Source organism: Arthrobacter sp. ISL-72 (genome assembly GCF_018613755.1).
Lineage (GTDB): Bacteria > Actinomycetota > Actinomycetes > Actinomycetales > Micrococcaceae > Arthrobacter.
Genome location: NZ_JAGGPP010000013.1, coordinates 320,901 through 343,410, shown reverse-complemented (window position 1 = coordinate 343,410; position 22,510 = coordinate 320,901). Strand labels below are relative to the sequence as shown.

Sequence of the window (22,510 nt, the reverse complement as noted above, 5' to 3'; positions counted from 1 at the left end):
GAATAACTGTACACGCCCCAAGGACCCCACGCAAACCGGGCGGATGGGGCAGCGCCAACCCTCCAAGATCCCCGGAATTCCAGGGAATAAATACTCCCAAGGCGGCCGGAAGCAGGCGAATCCGTTAAGGCGGCTTCTGTGTAGCCCGTCACATTAGAGCCCTCCCCGCCATCGGCCCCTCCGAGTAGCAGCAGATATCGCTGCCAGCCCCCGTAACGGCACCTGCTGCGACCCGCCCGGGTGGCGCGCGCCGTCGTCCGTTGCGGCACCGAGGACGGCTGGCTAGGGTGGATGATAAGCAGGCTTAGCATACTGTCAAAGCACCCAGTGTCCAGCAGACGTTTTCGGAGGAGCATCATGACTGACCAGTACACGTTCAAGAACCCCGTCACCGCCTACGAGCACATCGAGCCTCCCAAGCAGCACCAGCCCGGCCTGGATGCGAAGTTGCAGCCCAAGGCCGACCTGGGAGAGGACACCTACCGCGGCACAGGACGACTCGAGGGCCGCAAGGCGATCGTCACCGGCGCGGATTCGGGGATTGGAGCCGCCACGGCGATCGCGTTCGCACGCGAGGGTGCCGACGTCGTGCTTTCCTACCTTCCAGAGGAGGAAGAGGACCCAACCCGGATCGCCAACCTGATCGAGAAGGCCGGCCGCAAAGCGGTGAAGGCGCCGGGTGACCTGAAGGATTCGATCATGTGCCGGGAGTTGGTGGACATCGCCGTGCGGGAACTCGGCGGCCTGGACATCCTGGTGAACAACGCCGGCAAGCAGGTGGCGCAGGAGGACATCGGCGACATCACCGACAAGCATCTGCCGGCCGGCTCCACGATCATCAACACCACGTCGATCCAGGCCTACAACCCGTCGCCCACGCTGGTTGACTACGCCACCACCAAGGCGAGCATCAACAATTTCACCAAAGGCCTGGCCCAGCAGTTGGCGCCGAAGGGCATCCGGGTCAATGCTGTAGCGCCCGGTCCGATCTGGACTCCGCTCCAAGTCAGCAGCGGCCAGCCAAAGGAGGCCCTCCCCGAGTTCGGCAAGAGCACTCCGCTGGGCCGCGCCGGTCAGCCCGCCGAACTGGCGCCGGCGTACGTGTTCCTGGCGTCGGCCGAGTCCAGCTTTGTGGTGGGCGAAACCTTGAACGTCAACGGCGGAAGCCCGACGCCGTAGGGTTGCCTCGTGCGCGCCCCGGCCGTTGGCGCCGGGGCGCCGCCGCCTTTAGAGCGACAAAACGCCCGCGCTGGCTGCGCCGTGATCGAACTGCACCTGCGCCGCCAAACCGGCAGAAGCAAACCATCCCTTCGCCCACTCCTGGATTAAAGGGTCGGCCAGGTTGGCGGCCACCGTTTCGGGAGGCGCCGCGAAAACCGACGGCGTCCGGTCCCGGTGGGCACCGGCTCCGCCGTCAGCAGCCGCGTCCAACCCCGCCCCGACGCTTGCCAGCCACCTGAAAAGTGCAGGCTGATCCATCAGCGGCAACGGGCAGCCGCCGGCGTCTGCGAGCACGCCCCAGCGGGACGCATACAGTGAAAACGCCTCCGGACGTTCGCCGTTGTCCAGCAAAAGCGGGTTGTCCAGCAAAAGCGGGCGGTCCAGCACCAGCGGGCAGACCGCGCCGTCGAGCCGGATCCGCCGGTAATTGGGCTCGGTCTCATCGAGCGCCAGCAGCTGGAGATCGTCCAGCCACGACATCCAGACAGTAGTGCACTCCCCCGGCTGCAGATACGGTGCGGCAGCGATGTACCCGGCCCTGCTCACATGCGCGGAGTGTCCAACACCAACGTTGTGCAGCCGCCCGCGCATCATTGGCAGGACCTGGCTGACCGGCCGGTGGTAGCCAACGAACTTCCGCCGCAGCACGTCGGGGCTGGAATTCGCTCCGACTGATACCACGAGCGATCGCGCCTCCAGCGGTGCAGCCCCGGCGTCCGCGAGGGCCTCAGCCATGTTCGCGATCTGCTCCAGCGGCAGGAAAGCATCACCATCGAGCACACCCGAGTTGTCGGGCGGTTCCCATGGATAGAGCAGCGGATCGAGCCCGCTGGATGGCACTGTTCCGTCGCTCCTTCCTTACGGCCCGGAGTCCTCCGCAGCCCCTACGGCCGCTTCCTTCCATAATGCGCCGCGACGGCGGGACTGCTCAACGGGAACCGCCAACAAAAAGCGAAGTACGACGCCGGTGCCCGGCCGCCGCCGGCAGCCCGCCATCACTCCCGCCCCAGGAACGCAGCTGTCCCGGCAAACACAGCAGCCCGCCGTCGTGCTCCGCTCAGGTACCCCGAGCCCTTCGGCAACCGATTAGCACAATTGATAATGATTCTTGATCGCATCAGGCAACATGCTTCGTTAGGCGCTCTCGAGCGCACGCTCACAAGAAAGTTGGGACATGACCCCTGCCCTCCTGGTTCAGGACCTCACCGTGTCCCTGCACGGCCGGCACCTGGTGAACGGCCTCAACTTTGAGCTGGCCCCGGGCGAGAACGTCGCGCTGCTGGGAGCCTCGGGCTCCGGGAAGTCACTGACGGCGGCCGCCGTGCTCGGCGCGCTTCCCGCGTCCATGACCATCGGAGGGCGCCTCCAGGTGAACGGCACCACGGTGCCGTTGACGGGTCGGCGGCCCGCGCCGACTCGCCCGGCGCCGAGTAGCCCCGGATCGGGAAACACAGGGTCAACAGACCACGGGTCCGGCAGGCTAGCCGCCATTCACCAGGACCCGATAACGGCCCTCAACCCGCTGGTGGCGCTGGGCAAACAGCTCACCATTCCGCTGCGGCGGGCGGGCTTCTCGGCCTCGGAGGCCCGCTGCCAGGCCGCCGCACTCCTCGCCGCGGTCGGCATCAACGACACCGCACGAACCCTTTCCAGCTACAGCGGGGAGCTTTCCGGCGGGGAACTTCAGCGGATCTGCATCGCCCTCGCCTTGGCCTGCCGCCCCTCCGTCCTGGTGGCGGACGAACCCACCACCGCTCTGGACGTCGTGAGCCAGGCCAAAGTCCTCGACGTGCTCGCGGGACCCACTGCGTCGGCGCAGGCCATCCTGTTCATCACCCACGACCTCGCCGCCGCCCAGGTGCTGTGCAGCCGGGCGCTGGTGATGTTCGACGGCCGGATCGTCGAAGAGGGAACCATGGACACCCTCCTCTCACGGCCGCAGCACCACTACACAGCACGCCTCGTTGAGGCCGCGTGCCAGGGCTTCCCCGCGCCCGGTACGGAGCTGTCGGCATGAGCACTTTTGAAGCCGGTGCCGTTCTGTCCGCCCGGAACCTCACGCACAGCTACAGCAGGAACGGAAGACGGCGGCGGGCGGCTGCGCTGACATCCGCGCCCGCGCTCCCACCGGCACCTGCGCTCGACGACGTCACCCTAACGGTTCCCGCAGGAAGCAGCACCGGACTTGTAGGCAGCTCCGGCGCGGGGAAATCCACCCTGCTGCGCACCCTGCTGGCCCTTGAAAAGCCCGCCAGCGGAACCGTTGAAATCGGGGGCCCGGAGCTGACCGCCCGCCCCGTGACTCCCGGATCCGCGTCGAGCCTGCGTTGGTACCGGCGGCTGGTGCAGTACGTGCCGCAAAACCCGGCCGGCAGCCTGGATCCGCGGATGAGCGTTGAGAACCTGCTCAAAGAACCGCTCCGCCAACTCCGGGTGGACGGCGACCATACCGCCATGGTCCGGACCGCACTGAAACGCGTGGACCTGGACGCCGCGATGCTGCGGAGCACGCCGAGGGAGCTGTCCGGCGGCCAAAACCAGCGCGTCGCAATCGCCCGCGCACTGGTGGTCTCCCCGAAATTCCTGCTCGCCGATGAGCCCGTCAGCGGCCTGGACCTGCCCCTGCGCAACTCAGTCCTGTTCCTGTTCCGGGACCTGGTCAGCCGTGACGGGCTGGGCCTGCTGTTCGTCTCGCATGACCTGGCCGCCGTCGCCAGTATTTGCCCGCGCGCCGCGGTGCTCTCGGCCGGAAAGATCGTGGAGCAGGGTGCCACCGCGGAGGTGTTCGCCGCTCCGCAGCATCCCTGCACCCGCGAGCTCATCGAATCCATTCCCCGCCCCGCAAGGACACTTACAACCGCATGACCACCACCGCCGCCCCGGCCGTCGTCCACGCTCCCGACGCACGGCTGCTGCTGACCAGCCAGCTCATCTTCAACATCGGGTTCTACTCGGTCATCCCCTTCCTGGCCGTCTCCATGAGCAAGGACTTTGCCATGGGAGCGACGGCTGTGGGCATCGTCCTGGGTGCCCGAACCTTCGCCCAGCAGGGGATGTTCCTGGCCGGCGGCGCCATCGCGGACCGGTGGGGTCCGCGGTACGCCATGATCGTCGGCTGCCTGATCCGCGTCGCCGGCTACGTGCTCCTGGCCGCGGCCGCCGATTTCCCGCTCTTCCTGCTGGGGGCCGTTGTCACCGGGATCGGCGGGGCGCTGTTTTCGCCGGCCCTGGAGAGCCTGCTGGCCGGCGCCGAAGTCCGGCGCAAACCCAGTGCCACCGCGGACCGGCCCACCCTCTTCGCCCTGCTGGTGATCTTCGGCGAGATCGGCGCGGTGGCCGGCCCCTTGGTCGGCGCACTCCTGCTCGGGATCGGCTTCGACGCGGCGCTTTACCTCGGCGCGGCCATTTTCACCGTGATGGCATTCGTGTTCTGGCGCCGCGTACCGGCCGGCCGGCCCGGCGCTACACCAACCAAGCGGCGCCCGGAACTCCTCTACTGCCTGACGCAGAAGCGCTTCATCGGGTTCGCGGCCTTCTACAGCGGCAACCTGCTGGCCCACAACCAGCTCTACTTCGGCCTGCCTGTTGAACTGGAACGCAGCGGCCTGGGTACAGGGTGGCTCGGTGCCCTGTTCGCCTACGCATCCCTGCTCACCATCGGACTTCAGTGGCCGGTCGCGAAGCTCATGCGCCGTGCTGCCCCGCAGACGGCCCTCACGGCCGGTTTCGCCGTGCAGGCCGCCGGGTTCGCAACAATTGCCGTCCTGGCGACGTTCCCGCAGGCCGCCGAACTGAAGCTGCTGCCCGCCGTCGTACTGGTAACAGGACTGTGCCTGGGGCACATGTGCGTGGCGCCGGTGGCCATGGACCTGGTGCTGGAGTTCGCCGGCGGCCGGCCCACCGGCGCCTTCTACGGTCTGCTCGCCAGCTGCGGCGGGGTGATGGTCCTGGCAGGCAACACCGCGCTGGGCCCAATGTACGAACTTGCCGGCCAGCCGTCGTCGGGTGCCGGAGCCTGGCCGTGGCTGCTTATTGGACTTCTTGCCGCCGTTTCCGCCGCTGGCATCCGCCGTTTTACGCCGGGACGCACGACGGCGGACGCCGGCCTCCGCGCCTGAGGCGCCCCTTCAGCCGCACCCAACTAGAAAGACAACGATGATCCTTCCACGCCCTAAAACCATCCTGACCGTCCTGACCGCAGCTTCCCTCGCGGTGAGCCTCAGCGGCTGCTTCTCGGCAAACAGCGCCTCGGACGGTGCCGCCGCCGGCAACGACGGCCGCATCCGGGTGGCGATGCTGCAGCCGCCGCGCTCCGGCCTGACACCGCTGAGCGACGACGCGTTCAAGCTCTCCCGCTGGAAGACGGCCGAGACCCTGGTGGTCCTGGACGAGCTCGGCGACGCCCAGCCGTCACTGTCAACATCCTGGGATCAGCTGGACAGCAGGAACTGGCGCTTCGAGCTGCGGGAAGGGGTCACGTTCCATGACGGCACTCCCCTCACCGCAGAGCAGGCGGCGGCATCGCTGACGGCGGCCGCCACCGCCAGCCCCAAGCCGCGGATCCTGGACGGCGTCGAGCTGACGGTCCGGACGGACGGTGCGAACGCCGTCGTCGTCATCACCGCGACGGACGATCCGCTGGTGCCGCAGCGGCTGTCCAGCCCGCAGCTGTCCATCCTGGCGGCATCGGCCTACCAACCCGGCGACGTGGTGAATCCGGTCAACGCCGGCACCGGTCCGTACGCCCTGGCATCCGTCGACGGAACCAGCTCCGCCACGCTCAACCGCTTCGACGGATACTGGGGTGAAAAGGCTGCTGCGAGCGGGGTGGACGTGCAGTTCGTGCCGGACGGCACCGCCCGTGCCGCCGCGCTGCGGACCGGAAGCGCCGACGTCGTCGAGGCCATTCCGGTGGGCCAGGTGGCGCAGATCGATCCCGAGCTTGTCCACGAAGTGCCCATGCCGCGAACCAACACCCTGTACTTGAAGAGCAGGACCGGCCCGTTCGCCGATCCGGCCGTCCGGGCCGCCGCACGCGAGGCGCTGGACCGGGCCGCGGTCGTGGAGCGGGTGTACGAGGGCCGGGCCAACACCGCCGAGGGGCTGCTGGGACCGGCACTGCCCTGGGCCGCGGACGAGCGCAAGAACGCGTCCTATGCCAAGGCCCTCGAAGGCCGCAGCAAGGCGGCCCCCGTCAACGGCGTCCGCATCTCGCTGGGGACCTTCACCGACCGCGCCGAGCTGCCCGAAGTGGCCGTCCAGCTTGAGCAGCAGCTGGAAGCGGCGGGGTTCATCGTGGAACAGGACGTGCGCGAATACAGCCATATCGAGGCCGACGCCCTCGCCGGAAAGTTCGATGCCTTCATCCTGTCCCGCGCCACCGTGCTCGATTCCGGCGACCCCGTGGCGTACATGTTCAGCGACTTCTCCTGCAAGGGCTCGTTCAACATCTCGCAGTTCTGCGACCCGGCAGTTGACTCGGCACTGGTCACTGCGGCCGCTATTCCGGCGGGATCGGAACGCCGGACGGCGATCGGCACGGCGGAGGCCATGATCCTGGCCCGCGACGTTGCCCTCCCGCTGCTGCACGAACGCGTCATCCAAGGTGAATCAGCCCGGATCGCGGACGTGGAACGCGATCCCCGCGAGCGCGCGCTGATCACCGAACGGACGGGAATCGCGCGCTGATGCCGATTTCAATTGGGGGGAAGGATTTCTGGACGACCGCGGCGTCCCGCGCCGTTGCGCTCGGAGCCGTGGTGGTGCTGATCGGCCTCCTGCCGTGGCTTTCCGGCCAGAGCCCCGAATACACCATCCTGCGCGCCCGGTACGCGGACCGCGAGGCGACGCCCGAGACGCTGGCGATGATCAGGGCCGAGCTCGGCCTGGACCGCGGCCCGGTGCACGTCTTCCTCGGCTGGGCCGGGGGTGTGCTCCGGGGCGATCTCGGCAACTCGTGGATCACCAACACGCCGGTGGGCCCGGGAACGCTGGAGAGTCTGGGCGTCTCCGTCACCCTGATGGGCTTCGCCATGGTGGTCGCGGCGGTCACGGCCGGGTGCCTTTGCCTGCCCGCCGTGGTCCGCGGCCTGAAAGGCGTTCCGGCACGCGGTGCCGGGGCGCCGGCGGCCGCGCTGACAGCGGTGCCGGAGTTCCTGCTGGCCGCGATGCTGCTGGTGATCGGCGCCGTGTGGCTCGGCTGGTTCCCGCCGTACGGGTGGGACGGCATCCGATCCGCGGTCCTGCCTGCGCTGTCGATGGGGCTGCCAGCCGGCGGGCTGATCGGGCGGCTGCTGGCCGACGCCGTCAGCGGAGCCTTCGCCGAGAAGTGGGTGGCAACCTGGCGGATGGCCGGAGCCGGCAACGGACAACTGGCCGCAGCGGTGTTCCGGCGTGCCTTGCCTTCCGTGACGGGCCAGATGGCCCTGGTGCTGGTGGGGCTCACCGGCGGCGCGGTGGCGGTGGAGAAGGTGTTCGCCATTCCGGGCCTGGGCCGTGCCGTCCTGGGGGCGGCGGGCGCGCAGGACATCCCGGCGCTGCAGGCGGGGGTCCTGGCACTCTTGGGTCTTGCCGCCCTGGTGGGTGCTCTGGCTGCCGCTGCCCGCCGCCTGCTGCTGGGCCCGGCGCTCCGTTCGGGCACCCTGCCGTCTCCGGCGACCGCTGAGGAGGCCCGACGGCGGGACGGTGCGGTGCCGCTGATCACGGCGGGGCTGCTTGCCGTCATGGTGGTGGCCGGCCTGCTCCGCGATCCGTTCACGTCCGGCTATGCGCGTCTGGCGGCGCCCAGCATGATGCTTCCGTTCGGTGCCGACGCCAGCGGCCGTGACCTGCTGGCCCGGGTGGGCCATGGCGCCGTCACGACGCTGGGGACGGCGTTGCTGGTGGCGCTTGCGTGCCTTGCCATCGGGCTGCTGATCGGGCTGTTTCCCTCGGCGGCGACCGGGCTGCTGGAGGTCACGAATGCCGCCCCGCCCGTCCTGGCCGGCCTCATCGTGGCCGTCATCACCGGTCCGTCCGCGCACGGTGCCGCCGTCGCCGTGACCGTGGCCAGCTGGGCTCCGCTGGCCGCGCACACCGCGGCGCTGGTCCAGGAAGCCAGGGCGCAGCCGTATGTCCGGATCCTCCCTGTCCTGGGGGTTGGGAGGATTTGTATCCTGTGGCGTTATGTCCTTCCCGCGGTGGTGGCTCCGGTGTTCCGGCACGCCATGTTGCGGGTTCCCGGCGTGGCATTGGCCCTGGCGGCCCTGGGCTTCCTAGGGTTGGGTCCGCGGCCGCCGGCTCCGGAGTGGGGGCTGGTGCTGGCCGAGGGCATCAACTATGTGGAGCGGGCGCCGTGGGCTGTTGTTGCCCCGGCGTCGGCGCTGGTCCTGGCATCGGTGCTGGCTGTGTCGCTGTCGAGCCTCGGGTGGCGGCGGGGTCGGGGTGCTCAGGCTGGGGCTGTCGCGCCTGAGCCGGCCGGAGCGGTTGGCCTTTGACCGTGGCCTGAACCTGCTGGCGCCCCGCTCAGCCGCCCATGCCGGGGCGGACCGGCACGAAGTCGATCTTGTTTCCGGAGCCGGTCTTCTTCGGCGACCGCGAGAAGCCCTTGGCGTCCAGGTGGTTCTGCACCCGGTATTCGGCCAGGGCTTCGTCGTAGGCCTGGTTGAGGCGGCGTCCGGTGAGTTCCTCAACAGTGCCGTCGGCAAAGGTGACGGCGACGAGGACGCTGTCCGGGAAGTGCCGGTTCATCCGGATGAAGCCTTCGGCATCCTGCTGGAGTTTGATCACGGTGGTCCGCCTTCGGTATGTGGGCTTCCAGTCTCCCGCAATTTCCGGCGGGAGAGCTAACAAAGCCGGTAACCCCCGGCACCTTTACATCCCCTCCGTCCGCGGCCACAATGACTCACATCACAGCCTCATACGGGGCCCAGTGCCCTGTCACCCACAACCTGCCACAGCAGAGGGGCACATCATGAATGACAAGACCGACACCACCGAAGCGGACCGGGAACTGAAGCAGAAGCACCGGGCCATGTGGGCGCAGGGCGACTACCCCGCCCTCGCCGCCGAACTGATTCCGGACCTCGGCGCCATCCTCGTTGAGGCCTGCGGCATCAAACCCCGCCAGAAGGTGCTGGACGTGGCCGCCGGTGCCGGCAACGCGGCCATCCCGGCCGCGATGATGAATGCGGACGTCACCGCGAGCGACCTCACCCCGGAAATGTTCGACGCCGGCCGCCACCAGGCCGCCGACCGCGGCGTTGAGCTGGAATGGAAGGAAGGGGACGCGGAGGCGCTGCCGTTCGCCGACAACGAGTTCGACGTCGTCATGTCCTGCCTGGGCGTGATGTTTGCACCGCACCACCAGGCGAGTGCGGACGAGCTGGTGCGGGTCTGCAAACCGGACGGCACCATCGGCCTGATCAGCTGGACGCCGGAAGGGTTCATCGGGAAGATGTTCGCCGCCATGAAGCCGTTCGCTCCCCCGCCCCCGCCCGGCGCCCAGCCTCCGCCTCTGTGGGGCAGCGAGGACCACGTCCGCGAGCTCTTCGGTGACAAGGTCACCGATATCCACACGACCAAAAAGACGGTGACCATCAGGAGCTTCCACCATCCGGAGGACTTCCTGCACTACTTCAAGTCCCACTACGGCCCCACCATCTCGGTGTACAAGTTCCTGGGTGAGGACGGCGAGAAGAGCGAGGCACTGGACAAGGCCCTGACGGAGCTGGCCGACACGTTCCTGGACGCCCACGGCGACGCGACGGCCCAGATGGAGTGGGAATACTTGCTGTTCACGGCCAAAAAGGTGCGCACTCTGGAGACTACCGGGGTCGGGCCGTAACCGGGCCGTGCCGCCGTCGTCGGGAGCGTTAAAAACCCAAGGCCCGGATGGGGGTTCCGGGCCTTGGACGTGTGGGGAACCGGCGTCAGCGGCCCCGATAGAGCGTCAGTTCGACATTGAAGTGACGCCGCTGTAGTACCAGCCGGTGTACGGCGACCAGACGCCGTTGCTGCCTTCCTGGAAGCTGACCTTCTGGTAGAGCTCCTCGTTGCCGATCTCGCCGTCCACCAGGGTGCGGACGTTGGAGATGGTCACGGCGCCGCTGTACTGGTTCAGGTGCCGGCTGAAAGTCGAGGTACCCAGGTGGTCGTCGCCGTTGGGCCAGTCGTCCTGCTCCCAGCGCTGCTGGGTGATGTTGATGTAGCGGTCGGTGTTGCAGTAGACGCGCATCCGGTAGTCCACCAGCTTCACGCCGGAGGAGTTGTGGCCGGCGAACACCGGGGCGAGCGGGGTGACCGAGCAGGCGTAGCTGGTGCCGGCCGCCTGGGCCGGGGCGGCCAGGGCGAACGGTGCCGCGACCACGCCGAGCCCGAGGGCGGTCAGCAGGGCGATCTTGCGGCGGACGGGGTGGGACTTTTGGGTGGTTGATGCATTGGACATGGACGTGCTCCTGAGGGAAAGATGCGGTGTGGATGAGGTGAGCTGCCCGACACTTCCTGGGCCTCGGATTCCCCGTGATTTCGGTGAATCCGATGTATCCATGGTGGCTCCGGGCACCCCTCCCGCACTTCCGTGCTAGCACTGAAATCTACTGGCCAGTATCCAACGGGCCTTGTTCCATCCGCTACCGCTCCGGGTGTAGGTCCTTGCTCCACAGGACGGTGCCGTTGGCGTTGCGGAGGCTGACGGTGAAGACGTCGTCCTCGCCGAGGTCCACGTGGCCGAAGAACTGGTTCTCGCCGGTGCGCGGGGACTGGTTGGCGTAGGCGCCGGTCTTGAAGAAGGCCCGCTCGGGGCCGAAGGTGCCGTCCAATTCACCGGGGCCGAAGCTGCCGGCGTTGATGGGGCCGGCCACGAATTCCCAGAACGGGTCGAAGTCGGTGAAGCTGGCGCGCTCCGGCGAGTAGTGGTGGGCGGCGCAGTAGTGGACGTCGGCCGTGAGCCACACCACGTTTTTAACCCGGTTGCGCTTGAACGCGGATAGCACCCCGGCGATCTCGAGCTCCTTGCCCAGGGGTGCGCCGTCGTCGCGGTTGGACAGGGATTCCTGGTTCACCGGGCCGTCGGGGACGATCAGTCCGAGCGGGAGGTCCGCGGAGATGGCCTTCCAGGTGGCCCTGGACTTGCTGACTTCACGGATGAGCCAGTCGGCCTGCTCCTGGCCAAGGATATGGGTGAGGTGCGTTTCCTTGCCGTCGGTGTTGGGGTCCTTGAAGGTGCGCATGTCCAGGCAGAAGACGTCCAGCTGGGGGCCGCGTGAGATTTTGCGGTAGATGCGGGCGGGTTCGAAGCCGGTGCTGCCGTCGCCGATCCGGGTGCTGAGGCCGGAGACGGGCTGGTATTCCTGCCAGGCCTGGCGGCCGCGGGCGGCGAGGACGTCCACGCGTCGTTCGGAGTAGCGGGGATCGGTGAGGATCTCGCCGGGGTACCAGTTGTTGGTGGTTTCGTGGTCGTCCCACTGGGCGATCACCGGCACCTCCGCGTACAGCGCGCGGATGTTGCGGTCCATGAGGTTGTAGCGGTGCCGGCCGCGGTACTCTTCGAGGGTTTCAGCCACCTTGGAGACCTCCTCGGTGACGATGTTGCGCCAGATTTGCCCGTCGGGCTCGGTGACCTGGGCGGCGATGGGCCCGTCGGCGTAGATGGTGTCGCCGGAGTGGATAAAGAAGTCCGGCTTGGTGGCGTGCATGGCCGCGTAGCCGCGCATGCCGCCGATCTCCTCGTTGATGCCCCAGCCCTGGCCGGCGGTGTCGCCGGTCCAGACGAAGCTCTGTTGGCGCGGTGCCCGGCCGCTGCAGTCCGGTTCCGTTTGCGGGCGAACCGGGGGCGGTGTTGAAGGAGCCCTGCGCGGTTTCGCCGGCGTTGCCTTCGGCGTCCTCGAAGTGCAGGGTGAGGGCGAAGCGGGTGCCGGCCGGGAGCTGCTCGGCGTTGATCCGGGCGGTGAAGTCGGTGGCTTCGCTGGCGGCGCTCCCCCGCAGCACCCGCTGGAAGGCGCGGCCGCCGCTGAGCGGGGATCCGTCGTCGTCGACGGCGAGCAGGCTGGCCGCCAGCCGGCCCGGGCCCGACGCGCGGGACCACAGGACGCCTGAATCGGCGGTGACATCGCCGGTGGCGATGCCGGACGGGATCGTCAGGCGGTGGCGGACCAGCGGGATGGCGGACGGCCGGGCAGCGCTTGCCGTCCCCGTGGTGGCGGGCACGACGGCGGCAGCACCGGCCGCGGCCAGCGCCCCTTTGAGGACATTTCGGCGGGTGAAAGCAGTCATGCGGTCAGCGTGTACGGCGCGGGTAAACCGGCGGTGGCGGCGGTGTGAACGGTGCTTGAGGGTGGCGACCGGGGAATCTTGAAATCTACCTTGGTGGCTCAAGCCAGTTCAAAAGATATCGGAGAAATTAAATCAATTCCCTTCACAAATGCACGGGCCAGCCGCTAATATCCTGCTACGACGCATCCCTAAAAATTCCGATGCCGAGAGTTGCCCCTTACTTTCGAGTAAGGACTAATGAGCGAATTGGTGCAGTGCACTGCCCGCGGGGGGTACTCATTCGCGTCATTCTCCTAGTGAGAAAGTCGCCTCCCTTGAATATCCGATGTGGAATGCGCGCATTTAGCTGACAGGCACTTAGATGCGCCACCAACACTTTTGAGGAGTTCCTCATGAAAAGGTTCCTTACCCCAGTGTGTCTTCTGGCAGCCATCGTCGCCGCGGCAACGCCCGCGACCGCGGCGCCGAGCGGACCACCCACCGCTTTCACAGAGAACGGCAGCCTCCCGGCAAGCGTTTGCGGCTTCCCGATCTCCTATACCCTCACGGGCAAGACCAAAGTGATCAAATCCCCCACTGGACGAACCATCATCACCTCGCCAGGACAGAAGATCACCCTGGTCAACGAAGGTACTGACGCGAGCGTAAGCTACGTCATCACGGGTGTACGGCGGGAGACGCTGGTGGATGTGCCTAATACCGATGTCGACACCATCGAAACTGTGGTGACCGGCAGGAATATCGTTGTGAACTTCGAGTCCGCCCGCCCGGGCTTGTTTGTGCTCATTGGTGAATTCAACTATGCGATCAACACCAACTTCGAGGAAGTAAGGGTCTTCAGTGGAAACGGCCAAGTGATCGATATTTGCGCCGCTCTCGACTGATCCTGCTTTTCAGTAACAAATTTCCCGGGGACCACGTGCTTTTAATTAATGAATAACACCCTAAGGACACTCGGGCTGAACAAAGCTGGGCCCGTTGGCAGCGAAACCAACGGGCCCAGCCGGCGCCTGCCATACTCGGTGAGTGACGACGTCGTACTCGTTCCAGGGGGAGCTGTGGCACTATCCGGAGGAAGCCGGGTGGCATTTCATCACGCTGCCGCAGGACCTGGCGGATGAGATCAGGGACGAGGCGGCTCCGTTCCGCAAGGGATTCGGCTCGGTGAAGGTCACGGCGTTGATCGCCGGGCAGCGCTGGTCCACGTCGATCTTTCCGGACAGCAAGAGCAACTCGTACCTCCTGCCGGTCAAGAAGAGCGTCCGGACCGCGGCGGGCATTCGGGCCGGTGACGAAGTGGATGTGGAACTGGTCTTGGAGCTTGCCAGCTGATTTAGACGTCCGGCCGCATCGACCGCCCCACTTGCCGAAGGCTCTATACCGCCGCTTGCTGCAGGACTACTATGCAGCTTCATGGAATGCATTACGTGGTTTGTGCCGATTCTGCCGGGAAAGCTGGACGAGTGGAAGGCACTCATCGAGGAGATAAACGGCCCGGGCAAAGAGGAATACCGGCGCTCCCATGAGCGCCTGGGCCTGACCCGGGAAGTGGCCAGCCACATGCAGACGCCGCAGGGGGATTTTGTGGCCATGTACCAGGAAGCCGAAGATCTCGCTAAGGCCTTCCATGGGCTCGCCGCTTCAAACGATCCCTACGATGTGTGGTTAAAGGAGAAACTCCAGGAAGTTCACGGCATCACGGCTGAAATGCTGCAGGGCCCCCTCCCCGCGTCGCTTCTCTTCGACGTTACGACTTCGACTTCAGGGGCGGCTGACCGACCGGCTGCCCGGCCAGCCGTTCTCTGAGCCGAGCCGCCTTCGGGGCTACCAACGGCTGCGGCGTACGATTCCGCGGAACTCGCCATTGAAGCCGGATCCCCGCTCGCGGCGGAGTACGTCGACCGGCGGGGCGTTCTCCGAAGTCGGCGGCAAGCCGGAGTTTTTGTCCAGATAACGTCGGCAAAAGGCACTTTTGCTCGCGTTATCTGGACAAAAACTCCTTGGGATCACCGGGAGAGGGCCGGAAGTCGAACGTCATCTGGTCCACCCGCGTAACGGTGCTCTTGTTGTTGGCAGATTCTTCGACGGCAGCCAGGACCCGCTGTACGGCCAGTCCCTCTTCGAACGACGGCGACGGCGGGGTTCCGCCGTCGATCGCCAGCAGGAAGTCCCGGATCTGGTGGGTGAAGGTGTGTTCCCAGCCGATGATGTGCCCTTGCGGCCACCACGCCTCCAGATAGGGGTGTTCCGGTTCGTTCACGAGGATCCGCCGGAAGCCCTGCTCCCGGACCAGCGCCGTGGCATCCAGGAAATTCAGTTCGTTCAGACTCTCGAGGTCAAAGGTCAAGGCCCCTTCCGTCCCGTAGACCTCAACCTTGAGGCTGTTCTTCCGACCGGTGGCCACGCGTGACGCTTCCACTGAGGCGCCCATACCACCGGTGAGCCAGAAGGTCGCCCATGCCGCGTCATCTACCGTGACCTCCTCCAAACCGCTCGGGCCGGGGCGCTGTGTGACGAATGTCTTCAGCACCCCCGACGCCTCAAGAATGGTTTGACCCGTCAGATAATGGATCTGGTCGATGGCGTGGGAAGCGATGTCACCCAGAGCACCGGAACCGGCCGTTTCCTTGCGCAACCGCCAGGTCATGGGTGATTCGGCGTTGGAGAGCCAGTCCTGGAGGTAGGCGGCGCGGATGTGCCGGATGGTGCCGAGCCGGCCCTCGGAGATCAGCTCGCGGGCCAGCGCCAACGCGGGGACGCGGCGGTAGTTGAAGCCGATCATGGACTGCACGCCGCGTTCGCGTGCCGTTGCGGCGGCCGCCGTCATGGCTTCGGCCTCGGCCAGGGTGTTGGCCAGCGGCTTCTCCACCAGCACGTGTTTGCCGGCCTCCAACGCGGCGATGGCAATCTCGGCATGCATCCAGCCCGGGGCGCAGATGTCCACGATGTCGATGTCGTCGCGCTCCAGAACGGAGCGCCAGTCGGTCGCGGACGCGGCCCAGCCGTACTTAGCGGCAGCGGCCGCCACCTGCCCGGAATCCCGGCCCACGAGCACTTTCTGTTCGAAGGCCGGGACATCGAAGAAGCTGGCCACATTCCGCCACGCATTCGAGTGGGCCTTCCCCATAAAGGCATAGCCGATCAACGCCACGCCCAGGGGGCGCGAAACCTGCGGGGAAGGCATGAGGTCAGACGGGTGTGCAGGGGTGGTCATGTTCTGGTTCCTCGAAGTTGGCGGACGGGTAATGCGGGTTGACGAAAGGGCGCTAGGCCTACTCGAACCAACCCCGGGCAGGGTTGGAGACCTCCGGCGCTTCCCGGAACTGTTCCGGCTGCGCCACCCAGCCAACGCCGTTTGCGATGACCTTCCGGATCTGCGGCTGGTGGTAGACCGGGTATTCCTGGTCGCCGGGGCTGAAGTAGAAAATCCGGCCCTTGCCCCTGGAGAACGTCACGCCGGAGCGGAACACTTCGCCGCCGGCGAAGGAGCTGATGAAGATCAGGTCATCGGGCTCCGGGATGTCGAACAGTTCCCCATACATTTCCTGCTTGGGGATGACGATGGGGCTTTCGATGCCGGCCGCGATCGGGTGGGAAGGCTTGACCGTCCACACGAGTTCGCGTTCACCCTCGTTGCGCCACTTCAGTGAGCAGGTAGTGCCAAGCAGTTTGGTGAAGATCTTCGCGAAGTGCCCGGAGTGCAGCACCACCAGGCCCATCCCGCCGAGTACGTGGCGCTGAACGCGTTCCACCACTTCGTCGCTGACTTCCTGGTGCGCGATGTGCCCCCACCACAGCAGCACGTCGGTGCGCGCGAGGACTTCCTCGGAGAGCCCGTGCTCCGGGTCGGCCAGGGTGGCCGTGGAGATTTCGGAGTCCGGGTAGTAGGCCCGGAGCCCCGCGGCTATGGCGCCGTGGATGCCTTCCGGGTACATCTCGGCCATGGTCTCGGGCTCATTGCGGGCCTCGTGGACGCCCTCGTTCCAGACGACTACCTTCAGTTTCTTGTCAGACATATCAGAGCACCACTTCACGCTGTTCGAGGGCGGACTTGTAGCAGGCATCGAGCACCAGGGCCCGGGTCAAGGCTAGGGATCCGTCGTGGATTCCCCAGACAGTCTCGCCGCCGCGCACAGCGGCGATGAAGTCGTCGACGACGGCCTGGTGGGCACGGCCGGGTTCGGCCACCACCTCGAAGTCGGCGTTCTTGCCGTCCTTATCTGCGAAGATGCGCACCTCCGCCACCGGGTTCTCGGAAGCGCCGACAGCGCGCAGTTCCGCTCCGCCGTCGGTGCCGTAGACGGTGAAGTCGATCAGGTCACGCGCGTCACGGTAGCTGGCCCACCCGGCTTCCAGGATGAGGGTCCCGCCGCCCTCCAGACGGATGAACGCGGACGCGAAGTCTTCCACCTCGAACTTGTGGCTGGAGCTCGTCGCGGTGTAGCGGGCGTTGCCGCCAAGGCCGCGCGGGCCGAGCTCGGAATGCGTCGACGCCGAGACCGCCAGGACCTTCGGTTCGCCCAGGAGGTGCAGAGCATAGTCCAGGACGTGGACGCCTATATCTGCCAGCGGACCACCGCCGGCGAGTTCGGGGTTGGTGAACCAGCTGCCGAGCATCGGGATGCCCTGGCGGCGGAGCCAGGACGCCTTTGCGTAATACGGCCGGCCCAGAGTGCCGTCATCGATGACTTGCTTGAGGGCCTGGATGTCACCGCGGCGGCGGTGGTTGAAGGCGACGTCCAGGACCCGGCCGGCCTTGCGGGCAGCATCCACCATTTCCTTGCCCTCCTTGCCGTTGCGGGCCAGTGGCTTTTCACTCAGCACGTGCAGTCCGCGTTCCAGGGCTGCAATGGAAATCGGGGCGTGCAGGAACGTGGGGACTGCCACGCTGACGGCGTCGAGTCCTTCAAGTTGAATCAGGTCTTCCCAGCGGGCGAAGGCGTGCGGAATACCGTATTCCGCCGTCATCTGGGCAAGGAGGTGTTCTTCCATGCCGGCGACGGCGACAATTTCGACGCCCTCGATGTTGCTGTAGGCCTTGAGGTGCTGCTGGCCGGCCCAGCCGATGCCCACCACCCCCACCTTGAGGGTTGCGGACGGGGCCTGCTGCTGAATGGTCACGTTGTTCCTGTTCTTTCTGTGATTGTCGTTGGAGTGCGTGGGTGGGTGTGGATGCCGTGGTGGCGGGCGGCTTAGCCTTTGACGGCGCCGGCCGTCATCCCGGACACGATGCGCTTCTGGCATACGAGCACGAGGATGACGAGCGGGACGGTGATGATCACCGACGCGGCACTGATGGTGCCCAATGGCTGGTCGAATTCGCTGGTTCCGCTGAAGAACGCAATCGCGACCGGGACCGGGCGGGCCTCCGGCGAGGTGGTCAGGGTGACGGCAAGGAGGAATTCGTTCCACACCGAGATGAACACCAGGATCGCGGTGGTGGCGAGCCCCGGGACCGCCAGCGGCAGGATGACCTTGCGGAAGGTGGTGAACGGCGTGGCGCCGTCCATGTACGCGGATTCCTCGAGCTCACGCGGAATCTCCTTGAAGAAGGAAGTCAGCGTGTAGATCGCCAGCGGCAATGCGAAAGTCAGCTTCGGGATAATGAGGCCCAGGAGCATGTCGTACAGGCCGATTTCGCGCCAGATCGAGAACAGGGGGGCAGCGATGGCGATGGCCGGGAACGTGGTGACCGAGAGGATCAGCGTCAGGATCATCGCCTTGCGGCGCATCTTGAGCCGGGCCAGGGCATAGGCGGCGAAGGAGGCAAATACCAGCGCCACCGTGGTGGTGACGACGGCGATGATCACCGAATTGCGCAAGGCCAGGAGGAACTCGGCGTTCTGGAAGACCACCAAATAGTTCTCGAAGGTGGGCTGGCTCGGGAAGAGTTCCCCCTGGGACAGGCTCGCTCCCTTCTTGAGCGAGGTGTTGACCAGCCAGTAGAACGGTATGAGCGAGAAGCCCATGACGGCAAGCACGAACACCCATACGAGCGGGTGGAGTTTCGCTTCGCCGCGGAGCCGGCGCTTCGGTGCCCGGGGGCGGTCGGCGGGTGCCGCCGTCGTGCGCTCTGCAGTCAGCGTGCTCATTGTTCCTCCTTGGCGACTTCGCGGATATTGCCGCCGGCGAAGCGGATGTAGACAACGGAGACCACCATGACGGTCAGGAAGGTCAGGAGCGACAGCGCCGAACCTTCGCCCACCAGCCGGTTTTCGCGCAGCTGGGTGTAGGCCAGCATCGACATGGACTCCGTACCGTTGGCGCCCCGGGTGAGCACGAACGGCAAGTCGAAGACACGCAAGGCATCCATGGTGCGGAAGATCGCCGCGAGGACGATCGCAGGGCGCAGCAGGGGCAGGGTGATGTGCACAAAAGCCTGCCACTTGCTGGCGCCGTCGAGCTCTGCTGCCTCGTAGGTCTCCGCGGAGATGACCTGCAGGCCGGCGAGGATGATGAGGGCCGCGAACGGCGTCGTCTTCCAGACGTCGGCCAGGACGATCACTGTCATCGCGTATCCATGCTCTCCAAGCCAGACGACGTCGCCGCCCGGCAGCCCTAGGGCTGAGAGGACGTTGGTAACCAGGCCCATGTTGGGCTGGAACATGGTTTGCCAGGTGATGGCACTGACGACGGTGACGATGGCGTACGGCAGCAGAACCACGGTGCGCAGGAGTGCGCGGCCCCTGAACGCTAGGTTGAGCAGCAACGCCATGGCGGTGCCGAGCACCAGCTCCAGGGAGACCGAGAGCCCCGCGAATAGGAAGGTCTGGCCGAAGGACGCCCACCATTCAGGGCTGCTCAGGGCCGTGACGTAGTTCTCCAAGCCGACGAAGCGGGAGAGACCTGCAGTGCGGACGCTGTACTGGTTCAGCGACAGCCAGGCCGCATAGCCGATGGGAACCGCCGCCACCAAAGCCATGAGAACCAGGGACGGAGCGGTCATGCGGACCGCGAGCCGCCGCTCCGCCTGGTCGCGGCCGTTCCCGCCGCGGACCGGGCCGCGGCGGGGGGCAAGTGTCTTGGTTGCCATGATCAGAAGCTCGCCTTGGCTGCGGTGATTTCCTCGGCCATCTTCTTCACGGCGTCCTCAGTGGAGGCAGTGCCGGAGAGGACGGCGTAGACGTTCTTGTAGATCGCCTGGGAGATCTGCGGGTAGACCGGGGAAATCGGGCGGGGCTTGGCACCTTTCACCGAGGCGAGCAGTTCCTTGGCGAACGGCATCTTCTGCAGAACCGCCGCGTCGGAGTAGGCGGCCTCATTGACCGGGGCCTGCGAGTAGTCCATGGCCACGTGCTTCTGCCATTCCGGAGTGGTGGCGAAGTCAATGAACGCCACCGCCCCGGCCTGGTTCGTGGAGTGGGCCGAGATCGCCAGGTTCCAGCCACCCAGCACGCCGGAGGCCTTGCCGCCTTCCCAGGCCGGCAGCGGCGCTACGCCGAAACTGCCCGCCAGCGGCGTGGCGTTGAGCAGGCGGTACACATGCGGCCAGTTGCGCTGGTAGCCAAAGTTGCCGGACTCATAGGCCAACCGGGCCGGGTCCTCGTTGTACGTCAAAACGGCACGGTCCGCCGAGCCGTCCCTGAGGCCGTTGCTCATGAAGTCGAGGACCTCACGGGTCTGCGGGGAGTCAATTGTGACCTCGCCCTTGTCATTGAGCACTTCACCCCCGGCGCTGTACAGCATTTCAAGGAAGTTCACCGTCAGGCCCTCGTATTGCTTGCCTTGGTAGACGTACCCGTTGCCGGGGGCCTTGGCTGCTTCCGCATAGAGCTGCTGCCAGGTCTCAGGCTTGGCAACCTTGTCCTTCTGGTAATAGACGAGTCCCGCGTTGGTGAAGAACGGAGAAGCCCAGTACTTGTCGTCGTATTCGGTGGTTTCCACCGTGGACGGGATGAGGCGGTCCCTGTTGGCCTCAACGAGTTTGGTCTGGTCCAGCAGCCACCCCTGCGAGGCGAACTCGGAGGTCCAAATGACGTCCGTGACGAAGATATCGCATTCAGTGGACTTGCCCTCGAGTCGCTGCACAGCCTGCGTGCGGGCTTCATCGGTGGTAGCTCCGATCTCGGTGTACTTGGCCGTGACCTTGCCGTTCTCCTTAGTGAAGGCCTCTGCTGTGCCTTTGTAAATACCGGAGGCGTCCTTGCCGCCGCAGACGTTTATGCTGCCGGTGGCAGCATCCCCCGACGCCGGATCGGCAGCTGCCGCCTTTTCCGCGCCTTGGGTGGCCGCACCGCCACCGCATCCGCTCATCACCAGGCCCGCTGCCATGACCGCAGCAACGGCGATGGCGCGCCGGCGCCGCGCGGCACGTCCGGACAGCGCGGCACCTCCGGACAGCGCGGTCCTTTGCGCGGCGGCTTTGGATGGTGCGTTGTCCTCCTGGAGCGGAGAAGCAGGTCGAATCAAGTCCACGAGTGGCTCCTTTAGGGGTCTGTGGGCAGTGGAAGCTCAGTGAGGCGGCAGCGACGGGGTCTGCCACGCACCCTGAACATGGCTTCTTTGCCGGATGCTTCCTTGCTATTTGGAATCGATTCCAAAAACGGGATAGATGTCTGCTGCGAGTTCATGGAATCGATTCCAAAATAGTGTGACAGGGACCACGCGGGGCTGTCAACCCTTTTTCTTAGCCCTTGGTCGAGTCCCGTACCACGAGTTCATGAGGGAGGAAAGTGCGGCCGCGGCGATGTGCGCCGGGCACTGTCATCCGTGTCAGGAGTTCGGTAAATGCCACGCGGCCCATCTCGTAGGCCGGCTGCCGGACAGTGGTCAGCTCCGGGACGCACATTTCCGCCTGGGCCGAGTCATCAAAACCTGCCACCGCGATGTCGTCAGGCACCCGCAAACCAGCATCGGTGAGTTCGCGCACGCACCCGGCTGCCACGATGTCGGTGCCGCAAAACACTGCGTCCGGAAGATGCTCCGCCTCCAGCAGTTTCCGGGCCAGGCTGCGCCCGGCGTGGAAGCCGAAACTGCCCTCACCGAACAGCATCCGGTCCGGAGACAAGCCCGCTTCGGTGACGGCCTGCCGAAAGCCTTCCTCGCGGAGCCGTCCTGAGCGGGCATTTTTGTTCCCGATCATGGCCAGCCTGCGGCCGCCGGTTTCAACCAGATGGCGCGTGATGTCGTAAGCGGCCTGGCGGTCGTCGATGGAAACGCCGAAGGCGGCCTCGGCGTCGACGATCTCGCAGACCTGAACGACGCTCAGGTGTTCGGCCACGGCCTCGACATCCTCATCCGCCATCGTCGGCGAAAACAGGATCAATCCGTCCACGGAGCCATTCCGCAGCATGTCCACCAGTTGCTGTTCCCGCTCGAGGTCCCCGGACGTCGCCGCGATGAGGCTGACATAGCCCGAGTCAGCCGCAGCGTCCCCCACACCGCGGAAGACTTCACTGATCACCAGTGAGTCCAAATTCTTGGCGAGGGCCAAAACACGCATTGTCCGGTCCCGGCGAAGGTCGCGGGCAGAGGCAAGCGGCCGGTAACTGAGCTGACGGATTGCCGCAGTGACCTTTTCCTTGCTCGACTCACTGACAGCCGGACTTCCGTTTAAGACGCGGGACACCGTCCCGACGGACACTCCCGCTGTCCTGGCGACGTCCTGCACTGTCGCTCGCGCCATTCGATTTTGTCCTTCCGCGAGCAGTAACGGTGGTCCTCGCCGCCACGCCACTGCCGTGCCTTACAGGCGCTCCTCAGCATAGCCGTACGGTGACGGCCCGCGCCGCCAGTAGCACAACAGGGTTAACAAAAGCAGGGCCCGCCGATGGCGGGCCCTGCTTGAAATATGAAACCCTGAGGCCCCAGGTTCTCTAGGAAATTAGAGAGCCTGGATGTTGACGGCCTGGGGACCCTTGGGGCCCTGCTCGGTTTCGAAGGAAACCTTCTGGTTCTCTTCGAGGGAGCGGAAGCCGCCGGAGTTGATCGCGGAGTAGTGCGCGAAGACGTCCTGCGAGGAGTCGTCCGGGGAAATGAAGCCGAAGCCCTTTTCAGCGTTAAACCATTTGACGGTACCAGTAGCCATTATTTTTGTCCT

21 protein-coding genes and 1 pseudogene are annotated in these 22,510 nt (G+C 66.0%); 10 read left to right on the top strand and 12 right to left on the bottom strand.

What is annotated here, in order from left to right:
* Window positions 1-357 precede the first annotated feature (357 nt).
* A complete protein-coding gene (locus J7I92_RS13815) occupies window positions 358-1,179 on the top strand; it encodes an SDR family oxidoreductase (protein WP_214841316.1) in 822 nt (273 codons plus the stop codon).
* 48 nt (window positions 1,180-1,227) lie between these two features.
* On the opposite strand, the gene J7I92_RS13810 is transcribed toward J7I92_RS13815, so the two are convergent.
* Window positions 1,228-2,061: a hypothetical protein gene (locus J7I92_RS13810; protein WP_214841314.1), complete on the bottom strand. Its 834-nt coding sequence runs from the start codon at window positions 2,059-2,061 to the stop codon at window positions 1,228-1,230.
* Between the two features lie 334 nt (window positions 2,062-2,395).
* On the opposite strand from J7I92_RS13810, the gene J7I92_RS13805 reads away from it, so the two are divergent.
* From J7I92_RS13805 to J7I92_RS13785, 5 genes are read left to right on the top strand one after another with little or no spacing between them, the layout of a single operon-like run.
* A complete protein-coding gene (locus J7I92_RS13805; RefSeq protein WP_214841312.1) occupies window positions 2,396-3,238 on the top strand; it encodes an ATP-binding cassette domain-containing protein in 843 nt (280 codons plus the stop codon).
* Window positions 3,235-4,086 (top strand): ABC transporter ATP-binding protein, encoded by an 852-nt coding sequence (locus tag J7I92_RS13800; protein WP_214841310.1) that lies wholly within the window; start codon window positions 3,235-3,237, stop codon window positions 4,084-4,086. The genes J7I92_RS13805 and J7I92_RS13800 overlap by 4 nt, the downstream gene beginning before the upstream one ends.
* Entirely contained in the window at window positions 4,083-5,339 is a 1,257-nt protein-coding gene (locus J7I92_RS13795; RefSeq protein WP_214841308.1) for an MFS transporter, read from the top strand. The genes J7I92_RS13800 and J7I92_RS13795 overlap by 4 nt, the downstream gene beginning before the upstream one ends.
* 37 nt (window positions 5,340-5,376) lie before the next feature.
* Window positions 5,377-6,909, top strand: a complete 1,533-nt coding sequence (locus J7I92_RS13790; RefSeq protein ID WP_214841306.1) for an ABC transporter substrate-binding protein — start codon at window positions 5,377-5,379, stop codon at window positions 6,907-6,909.
* Window positions 6,909-8,696: an ABC transporter permease subunit gene (locus tag J7I92_RS13785; protein ID WP_214841304.1), complete on the top strand. Its 1,788-nt coding sequence runs from the start codon at window positions 6,909-6,911 to the stop codon at window positions 8,694-8,696. Before J7I92_RS13790 ends, J7I92_RS13785 begins: the two co-directional genes overlap by 1 nt.
* A 28-nt stretch (window positions 8,697-8,724) precedes the next feature.
* On the opposite strand, the gene J7I92_RS13780 is transcribed toward J7I92_RS13785, so the two are convergent.
* The gene (locus J7I92_RS13780) at window positions 8,725-8,988 is read right to left on the bottom strand and encodes a hypothetical protein (protein ID WP_214841302.1); all 264 of its coding nucleotides are present in this window, start codon (window positions 8,986-8,988) and stop codon (window positions 8,725-8,727) included.
* A gap of 184 nt (window positions 8,989-9,172) precedes the next feature.
* On the opposite strand from J7I92_RS13780, the gene J7I92_RS13775 reads away from it, so the two are divergent.
* Entirely contained in the window at window positions 9,173-10,045 is an 873-nt protein-coding gene (locus J7I92_RS13775) for a class I SAM-dependent methyltransferase (RefSeq protein WP_214841300.1), read from the top strand.
* 105 nt (window positions 10,046-10,150) lie between these two features.
* On the opposite strand, the gene J7I92_RS13770 is transcribed toward J7I92_RS13775, so the two are convergent.
* Window positions 10,151-10,645 (bottom strand): hypothetical protein, encoded by a 495-nt coding sequence (locus J7I92_RS13770; protein ID WP_214841298.1) that lies wholly within the window; start codon window positions 10,643-10,645, stop codon window positions 10,151-10,153.
* A gap of 184 nt (window positions 10,646-10,829) precedes the next feature.
* A pseudogene (locus J7I92_RS13765) lies at window positions 10,830-12,471 on the bottom strand (alkaline phosphatase D family protein).
* Between the two features lie 392 nt (window positions 12,472-12,863).
* On the opposite strand from J7I92_RS13765, the gene J7I92_RS13760 reads away from it, so the two are divergent.
* The 3 genes from J7I92_RS13760 to J7I92_RS13750 all read left to right on the top strand — a co-directional run bounded on the left by J7I92_RS13760 (window position 12,864) and on the right by J7I92_RS13750 (window position 14,277).
* A complete protein-coding gene (locus tag J7I92_RS13760) occupies window positions 12,864-13,355 on the top strand; it encodes a hypothetical protein (protein ID WP_214841296.1) in 492 nt (163 codons plus the stop codon).
* 142 nt (window positions 13,356-13,497) lie between these two features.
* Complete coding sequence (locus J7I92_RS13755) at window positions 13,498-13,803, top strand: DUF1905 domain-containing protein (RefSeq protein ID WP_214841294.1); 306 nt, start codon at window positions 13,498-13,500, stop codon at window positions 13,801-13,803.
* Between the two features lie 81 nt (window positions 13,804-13,884).
* Window positions 13,885-14,277, top strand: coding sequence for a DUF6176 family protein (locus tag J7I92_RS13750; RefSeq protein ID WP_214841292.1), 393 nt, complete (start codon window positions 13,885-13,887; stop codon window positions 14,275-14,277).
* A gap of 175 nt (window positions 14,278-14,452) precedes the next feature.
* Here the strand turns inward: J7I92_RS13750 and J7I92_RS13745 are convergent, their stop codons facing one another.
* The 8 genes from J7I92_RS13745 to J7I92_RS13710 all read right to left on the bottom strand — a co-directional run bounded on the left by J7I92_RS13745 (window position 14,453) and on the right by J7I92_RS13710 (window position 22,498).
* Window positions 14,453-15,685, bottom strand: a complete 1,233-nt coding sequence (locus J7I92_RS13745; RefSeq protein ID WP_214841290.1) for a Gfo/Idh/MocA family protein — start codon at window positions 15,683-15,685, stop codon at window positions 14,453-14,455.
* A gap of 58 nt (window positions 15,686-15,743) precedes the next feature.
* Window positions 15,744-16,487, bottom strand: coding sequence for a ThuA domain-containing protein (locus J7I92_RS13740; RefSeq protein ID WP_214841288.1), 744 nt, complete (start codon window positions 16,485-16,487; stop codon window positions 15,744-15,746).
* Between the two features lies 1 nt (window position 16,488).
* A complete protein-coding gene (locus tag J7I92_RS13735; protein ID WP_214841286.1) occupies window positions 16,489-17,592 on the bottom strand; it encodes a Gfo/Idh/MocA family protein in 1,104 nt (367 codons plus the stop codon).
* Between the two features lie 71 nt (window positions 17,593-17,663).
* Window positions 17,664-18,563 carry a carbohydrate ABC transporter permease gene (locus J7I92_RS13730; protein WP_214841284.1) on the bottom strand — a complete coding sequence of 300 codons (900 nt, stop codon included), beginning with the start codon at window positions 18,561-18,563 and terminating at the stop codon, window positions 17,664-17,666.
* A complete protein-coding gene (locus J7I92_RS13725) occupies window positions 18,560-19,504 on the bottom strand; it encodes a carbohydrate ABC transporter permease (protein WP_214841282.1) in 945 nt (314 codons plus the stop codon). Before J7I92_RS13725 ends, J7I92_RS13730 begins: the two co-directional genes overlap by 4 nt.
* Window positions 19,505-19,506: 2 nt before the next feature.
* On the bottom strand, window positions 19,507-20,886 hold the full coding sequence (locus J7I92_RS13720; protein ID WP_311380351.1) for an ABC transporter substrate-binding protein: 1,380 nt from the start codon (window positions 20,884-20,886) through the stop codon (window positions 19,507-19,509).
* 211 nt (window positions 20,887-21,097) lie between these two features.
* Window positions 21,098-22,096 carry a LacI family DNA-binding transcriptional regulator gene (locus J7I92_RS13715; RefSeq protein WP_214841280.1) on the bottom strand — a complete coding sequence of 333 codons (999 nt, stop codon included), beginning with the start codon at window positions 22,094-22,096 and terminating at the stop codon, window positions 21,098-21,100.
* 198 nt (window positions 22,097-22,294) lie between these two features.
* On the bottom strand, window positions 22,295-22,498 hold the full coding sequence (locus J7I92_RS13710) for a cold-shock protein (RefSeq protein ID WP_190606256.1): 204 nt from the start codon (window positions 22,496-22,498) through the stop codon (window positions 22,295-22,297).
* Between the last annotated feature and the right edge of the window lie 12 nt (window positions 22,499-22,510).

Excerpts from the sequence above, each read along its gene's own strand:
- J7I92_RS13760 (WP_214841296.1), top strand. The coding sequence starts at position 12,864 with ATGAAAAGGTTCCTTACCCCAGTGTGTCTTCTGGCAGCCATCGTCGCC.
- J7I92_RS13725 (WP_214841282.1), bottom strand. The coding sequence starts at position 19,504 with ATGGCAACCAAGACACTTGCCCCCCGCCGCGGCCCGGTCCGCGGCGGG.
- J7I92_RS13740 (WP_214841288.1), bottom strand. The coding sequence starts at position 16,487 with ATGTCTGACAAGAAACTGAAGGTAGTCGTCTGGAACGAGGGCGTCCAC.
- J7I92_RS13785 (WP_214841304.1), top strand. The coding sequence starts at position 6,909 with ATGCCGATTTCAATTGGGGGGAAGGATTTCTGGACGACCGCGGCGTCC.
- J7I92_RS13770 (WP_214841298.1), bottom strand. The coding sequence starts at position 10,645 with ATGTCCAATGCATCAACCACCCAAAAGTCCCACCCCGTCCGCCGCAAG.
- J7I92_RS13750 (WP_214841292.1), top strand. The coding sequence starts at position 13,885 with ATGGAATGCATTACGTGGTTTGTGCCGATTCTGCCGGGAAAGCTGGAC.
- J7I92_RS13775 (WP_214841300.1), top strand. The coding sequence starts at position 9,173 with ATGAATGACAAGACCGACACCACCGAAGCGGACCGGGAACTGAAGCAG.
- J7I92_RS13795 (WP_214841308.1), top strand. The coding sequence starts at position 4,083 with ATGACCACCACCGCCGCCCCGGCCGTCGTCCACGCTCCCGACGCACGG.
- J7I92_RS13745 (WP_214841290.1), bottom strand. The coding sequence starts at position 15,685 with ATGACCACCCCTGCACACCCGTCTGACCTCATGCCTTCCCCGCAGGTT.
- J7I92_RS13805 (WP_214841312.1), top strand. The coding sequence starts at position 2,396 with ATGACCCCTGCCCTCCTGGTTCAGGACCTCACCGTGTCCCTGCACGGC.
- J7I92_RS13800 (WP_214841310.1), top strand. The coding sequence starts at position 3,235 with ATGAGCACTTTTGAAGCCGGTGCCGTTCTGTCCGCCCGGAACCTCACG.
- J7I92_RS13815 (WP_214841316.1), top strand. The coding sequence starts at position 358 with ATGACTGACCAGTACACGTTCAAGAACCCCGTCACCGCCTACGAGCAC.
- J7I92_RS13715 (WP_214841280.1), bottom strand. The coding sequence starts at position 22,096 with ATGGCGCGAGCGACAGTGCAGGACGTCGCCAGGACAGCGGGAGTGTCC.
- J7I92_RS13790 (WP_214841306.1), top strand. The coding sequence starts at position 5,377 with ATGATCCTTCCACGCCCTAAAACCATCCTGACCGTCCTGACCGCAGCT.
- J7I92_RS13730 (WP_214841284.1), bottom strand. The coding sequence starts at position 18,563 with ATGAGCACGCTGACTGCAGAGCGCACGACGGCGGCACCCGCCGACCGC.
- J7I92_RS13710 (WP_190606256.1), bottom strand. The coding sequence starts at position 22,498 with ATGGCTACTGGTACCGTCAAATGGTTTAACGCTGAAAAGGGCTTCGGC.